We start from the raw sequence: 5,802 nt of genomic DNA on the forward strand, positions 1-5,802 counted from the left end.
ACAGCGCGGAACCGTGGGTACGCGGCAGCACGCCGACACGGATGTCGATCGGGCGGACGGTGCGGGTGTCACGGCCGTCGATACGCGGCTCGCCCGACAGGATGCGGCCACGCACCACCTTCGATTCCAGATCGAAGATGATGTTGTTGACGGTGTTGGTGTCGTACTCGCGACCTTCAGCGGTCAGGGCGGCATGCACTTCGTCGCCGATAGCCTTCAGCTGCTGGGAACGCTCCTGCTTGGCGGTGATGCGGAAGGCATCCTCGATCTTGGCGGCGGCGATTTCGGTGACGCGGGCGATCAGGGCCTCATCCTTGGCCGGCGGCTGCCAGTCCCACTCGGGCTTGCCAGCAACCTCAACGAGTTCGTTGATGGCGTTGATGGCGGCCTGCATCTGGGTGTGGCCGAACACCACGCCGCCCAGCATCACGTCTTCCGGCAGCTCAAGGGCTTCGGATTCGACCATCAGCACGGCGGTTTCGGTACCGGCGACCACCAGGTTCATCTGGCTGGTCTGCAGCTGGGTGGCGGTCGGGTTGAGGATGTACTCGCCGTTGGCGTAACCCACGCGACAGGCGCCGATCGGGCCAGCGAAGGGGATGCCGGCGATCGCCAGGGCGGCGGAGGCGCCGATCATCGCGGGAATGTCGGCGTCGACTTCCGGGTTCAGGGAGACGACCTGGACGATGACCTGGACTTCATTGTAGAAGCCGTCCGGGAAGAGCGGGCGGATCGGACGGTCGATCAGGCGGGAGGTCAGCGTTTCCTTCTCGGTCGGACGGCCTTCGCGCTTGAAGAAACCACCGGGGATACGGCCGGCAGCGTAGAACTTCTCAACGTAATCAACGGTAAGCGGGAAGAAATCCTGGCCCGGCTTGGCATTCTTGGCGGCAACCACGGTCGCCAGCACAACGGTGTCGTCAACATTGACGAGCACGGCACCATGGGCCTGGCGGGCAACTTCGCCGGTTTCCAGGATGACGGTGTGGGAACCGTAGGTAAAACTCTTCTTGATTGCGGTAGGCAAGGGATGTCCTTTCATTCAATCGGCAGGCGGCAAACCACAACCGCGCGCGTAGCCGAGGTAAAAACGCCGTTTTTCTCTGGCGCACAGATATGACAAAGCCGGCGAAGCCACACGGACTTACACCGGCTGTGCCCATGACCAGCCCTGCGCGTTCGGCAGGATTGTCATGTTCGGTAACGAAGCTACTTCTATCCGCTTACTTGCGCAGGCCGAGGCGGGAGATCAGCTCGCGATAGCTGTCGACGTTCTTGCGCTTCAGGTAGTCGAGGAGCTTGCGACGCTGGCTCACCATCATCAGCAGACCACGACGGGAGTGATGGTCCTTGACGTTAGCCTTGAAGTGGCCGGTCAGATCGTTGATGCGGGCGGTAAGCAGAGCGACTTGCACTTCCGGAGAACCGGTATCGCCCTTGGCGCGCTGGTAGTCGCCAACGATTTGCGCTTTTTGTTCAGTGGAGATTGCCATTGTTTAACTCGGTTAGTTGTAGCCTTGCGAAGCGCGCGATTATACCAACCGCGCGCAGGATTACTCAAGACATTTCATTGATTTCCGGTGGCCATCAAACGTGTCGGCACCAGCAGCCCGCCTTCGGAAAGCGTCCCCACACCGAGAAAACGCGTGCCGTCGTAGGCCCGGTACATCGCACCAACCACCCCCTCGATCCCCGCAGCCGACTGGCCGTGGGTGAAACTGCGGGTCTGGACAGCATCGAACGCGAGCTGCGGCAGATGCCCCAGCAACGCGTCCACCGGCGCCAGACGCCCTTCCCTATCCTCCGCCGGCAAGGCTTCGAGTTCTGCCAGCGAGATGCTGCCATTCAGATCGAACGGCCCGATCCGCGTCCGCCGCAGGGCGGTGAGATGCGCCCCGCAACCCAGAAATGCCCCCAGATCCGAAGCCAGCGTGCGCACATAGGTGCCCTTACTGCATTCCACGCGCACCACCAGGCTGTCACCATCCCGCGACAGCAGGTCGAAGCGATGGATGGTAACCCGTCGCGGCTCACGGGGAATCTCGACGCCCTCACGGGCATATTCATACAGTGCCTTGCCGTGATGCTTGAGCGCCGAGTACATCGGCGGCACCTGTTCGATGTCGCCGCGCAGCCGGTCGATCGCCTCGGCAAGGGCCGCATCGGTGACATCCACCGGGCAGCGGGCCAGCACCTCGCCTTCGGCATCGGCTGTGGTGGTGGTCACACCGAGCAACACCGTCGCTTCGTAAGCCTTGTCGGCGTCGAGCAGAGTCTGGGAGAACTTGGTCGCCTCGCCGAAGGTGAGCGGCAAGAGGCCGGTCGCCATCGGGTCGAGCGTGCCGGTGTGGCCGCCCTTCGCCGCGTTCAGCAGCCAGCGGGCCTTCTGCAGCGCATTGTTGGAGCTGATGCCGGTCGGCTTGTCGAGGAACAGCACGCCATGCACGGCACGGCGCGGAATGCGTCGCTGAGGGGGCTTGGCCAAACGGGGAATTCCTGAAAAGGCACCGCAGGCGCGGTGCCTGGAGACTCAACGGGACGGATCGGGGGCGTCGGAGGCGGGCTTGTCGCCCTCGCCTTCACCCGCGTCATCGGCGTAGTGACGATCAGACTCGACAGCCTTGTCGATCAGCGCCGAGATCCGGTTGCCGGTTTCCACCGACGGGTCGTAGACAAAATGCAGTTCGGGCAGCGTGTGGATGCGCACGCGGCGGCCGAGCTCCCGGCGCAGGAAACTACTAGCCCGACGCAGACCCCGCAGGATCTCGTCGAGGCCTTCCTGGCCGGTCATCGAGGTGAAGAAGACCTTCGCGTGGGCGTAGTCCGGCGTGAGCTCCACGTCGGTCAGGGTGATGAAACCGACGCGGGGATCCTTCACTTCGAGGCGGATCAGTTCGGCCAGTTCGCGGCGGACTTGCTCCGCCACGCGCTGGCCACGGGAAAACTCCTTGGGCATGGCTTAGAGCGTCCGGGCGACTTCCTGGATTTCGAAGACCTCGAGTTGGTCACCTTCCACCAGATCGTTGAAGTTGCGAACCTGCAGACCGCACTCGTAGCCAAACTTGACTTCCTTGACGTCGTCCTTGAAGCGCTTGAGCGATTCGAGTTCGCCGCTGTGGATGACCACGTGGTTGCGCAGCACGCGAACCTGGGCGTTCCGCTTGACCAGACCTTCCAGCACGTAACAACCGGCGATGGTGCCAACCTTGGAGATCGTGAAGACCTGACGGACTTCGACCAGACCAAGCACCTGCTCGCGCTTTTCGGGGGCCAGCATGCCGGACAGCGCGCTCTTCACCTCATCCACGGCGTCGTAGATGATGTTGTAGTAGCGGATATCGACGCCGAACGTCTCGGCCAGCTTGCGGGCGTTGGCATCGGCACGGATGTTGAAGCCGATGATGACCGCACCGGAAGCCTGAGCCAGGTTGACGTCGGATTCGCTGATCGCGCCGACACCACCGTGGATGACCTGCACCCGGACTTCTTCGTTGGACAGCTTGACCAGCGACTGGGCCAGCGCTTCCTGGGAGCCCTGCACGTCGGCCTTGATGATGAGCGGCAGCGACTTGACCTCGCCCTCGCCCATCTGTTCGAACATGCTTTCGAGCTTGGCGGCCTGCTGCTTGGCCAGCTTGACGTCGCGGAACTTGCCTTGACGGAACAGGGCGATTTCACGCGCCTTGCGTTCGTCAGCCAGGGCCACGACCTCGTCACCGGCACCCGGCACTTCGGACAGGCCGAGGATCTCGACCGGAATCGACGGGCCAGCCTCATCGATGGGCTTGCCGTTCTCGTCGAGCATCGCACGGACACGACCGAAGGTCGCGCCGGCGAGCACCACGTCGCCACGCCGCAGCGTGCCGGATTGCACCAGCAGGGTCGCCACCGGGCCGCGGCCCTTGTCGAGGCGGGCTTCGATGATCAGACCCTTGGCCATGCTTTCGCGCGGCGCGGTGAGTTCGAGCACTTCGGCCTGGAGCAGGATGGCTTCGAGCAGGTCGTCGACGCCGGTGCCGGTCTTGGCGGACACTTCGACGAACATCGTGTCGCCGCCGTAGGCTTCCGGAACCACGCCTTCGGCGATGAGTTCCTGGCGCACACGCTCGGGGTTCGCGCCCGGCTTGTCGATCTTGTTGACCGCCACGATCAGGGGCACTTCGGCCGCCTTGGCGTGGTGGATGGCTTCCTTGGTCTGGGGCATCACGCCGTCGTCGGCTGCAACCACCAGCACGACAAGGTCGGTGGCCTTGGCGCCGCGGGCACGCATGGCGGTAAACGCTTCGTGACCCGGGGTGTCGAGGAAGGTCACCATGCCACGTTCGGTTTCCACGTGGTAGGCACCGATGTGCTGGGTGATGCCGCCCGCTTCACCGGCTGCAACCTTGGCGCGCCGGATGTAGTCGAGCAGCGAGGTCTTGCCGTGGTCGACGTGGCCCATGACGGTGACGACCGGCGCACGAGGCTCCAGCGGCACATCCTTGTGCTCGACGTTTTCCTCGAGGAAGGCATCGGGATCGTCCAGCTTGGCGGCGAGCGCCTTGTGGCCCATTTCCTCGACGACGATCATCGCGGTGTCCTGGTCCAGCACCTGGTTGATGGTGACCATGGAACCCATCTTCATCAGGGTCTTGATCACTTCGATGGCCTTCACGGACATCTTGTGGGCCAGATCAGCGACCGAGATGGTCTCGGGCACGTGGACTTCACGCACGATCGGTTCGGTCGGGGCGACGAAAGCCGTCGTTTCCTGATGACGACCGTTGCCGCGACCGCCGCTACGGCCACCGCCACGCCAGCCGCCGGCACCGCCGGTGGTGTCGCCACGTGTCTTGATGCCGCCACGACGCTTGGCGTCGGCGGGGACTTCCTTGCTGACGACCTTCTTGACGTCCTTGCGGACGCCCTTGTCTTCGGTCTTGGCGGGCTTGTGCAGCGTGCCGGACTTCGGCGCGGCCTCACCTTCGATCTTCGCCTTCTCGGCGGCAGCGACGCGAGCCTTTTCGTCTTCAGCGCGCTGCAGCATCGCGGCGCGGGCACGGGCTTCACGCTCCTGCTTTTCCTTCAGATCGGCAGCCTGGCGGGCAACCAGCTCGGCGTGGCGCTGGGCTTCGCGTTCACGGGAAGCCTTTTCCTCGGCGCTCAGGATCGAACCGGCCACGACACGGCGAACCGGGGTCGACGGACGAGTCTCGCCCTTCGGCTTGGCGGGTTCGGACGGAGCGGCAACCGGGGCAGGAGCCTCGGGCTTGACTTCGGCGACGACGGGTTCGGGTGCCGGCGGCGGCGCCACGACAACCGGCTCGGGTTCCGGCTCGGGAACCACCTCGACCACGGGCTCGGGCTCGGGTGCCGGCGGCGGCGCCACGACAACCGGTTCCGGCTGCGGCACCGGCTCGGCCACGCTTTCAACGATGGGTTCGACCACCGGCTCGAGCTGTTCGGCGACAGTCGCGCCAGCCGGCGTTTCGGTCAGCGGAGCGTCGTCGCGCTTGATGAAGGTGCGCTTCTTGCGAACCTCGACCTGCACCGTGCGAGCACGCCCGGTGGAGTCGGTTGCGCGGATCTCGCTGGTCTGCTTGCGCGTCAGCGTGATCTTCGACTTGGCTGCCGTCTCGCCGTGAGCGCGACGCAGAAAATCGAGGAGGCGAGTCTTGTCCTGCTCGGAGAGCAGGTCGGATTCACGCACCTTGTCGACGCCGGCCTTCTGCAACTGCTCGAGCAACACGGAGGCCGGCATTTTGAGTTCGCCGGCAAATTGTGTAACGGTTGTCTGTCCCATCTTGAACCTCCGGGTATTAC

Annotated in this window: 4 protein-coding genes and 1 pseudogene; all 5 read right to left on the bottom strand. The window is 64.2% G+C overall.

Annotated elements, in window-relative coordinates; genetic code table 11:
* Positions 1–1,027 (bottom strand): annotated as a pseudogene (locus Q0672_RS15370) (polyribonucleotide nucleotidyltransferase); the annotation flags it as partial.
* Positions 1,028–1,223: 196 nt separating this feature from the next.
* On the bottom strand, positions 1,224–1,493 hold the full coding sequence (gene rpsO / locus Q0672_RS15375) for a 30S ribosomal protein S15 (protein WP_153160264.1): 270 nt from the start codon (positions 1,491–1,493) through the stop codon (positions 1,224–1,226).
* Between the two features lie 74 nt (positions 1,494–1,567).
* Positions 1,568–2,485, bottom strand: coding sequence for a tRNA pseudouridine(55) synthase TruB (truB, locus tag Q0672_RS15380; RefSeq protein WP_153160265.1), 918 nt, complete (start codon positions 2,483–2,485; stop codon positions 1,568–1,570).
* A gap of 45 nt (positions 2,486–2,530) precedes the next feature.
* On the bottom strand, positions 2,531–2,956 hold the full coding sequence (gene rbfA / locus Q0672_RS15385; RefSeq protein WP_153160266.1) for a 30S ribosome-binding factor RbfA: 426 nt from the start codon (positions 2,954–2,956) through the stop codon (positions 2,531–2,533).
* Between the two features lie 3 nt (positions 2,957–2,959).
* Entirely contained in the window at positions 2,960–5,782 is a 2,823-nt protein-coding gene (gene infB, locus Q0672_RS15390; RefSeq protein WP_153160267.1) for a translation initiation factor IF-2, read from the bottom strand.
* Positions 5,783–5,802 lie beyond the last annotated feature (20 nt).

Origin of the sequence: uncultured Zoogloea sp. (assembly GCF_937894855.1) — a bacterium.
In the GTDB taxonomy this organism is placed as follows: Bacteria; Pseudomonadota; Gammaproteobacteria; order Burkholderiales; family Rhodocyclaceae; genus Zoogloea; species Zoogloea oryzae.

Bases quoted from the DNA above. Each gene is read 5' to 3' on its own strand.
- rpsO (WP_153160264.1), bottom strand. From the start codon at position 1,493: ATGGCAATCTCCACTGAACAAAAAGCGCAAATCGTTGGCGACTACCAG.
- rbfA (WP_153160266.1), bottom strand. From the start codon at position 2,956: ATGCCCAAGGAGTTTTCCCGTGGCCAGCGCGTGGCGGAGCAAGTCCGC.
- infB (WP_153160267.1), bottom strand. From the start codon at position 5,782: ATGGGACAGACAACCGTTACACAATTTGCCGGCGAACTCAAAATGCCG.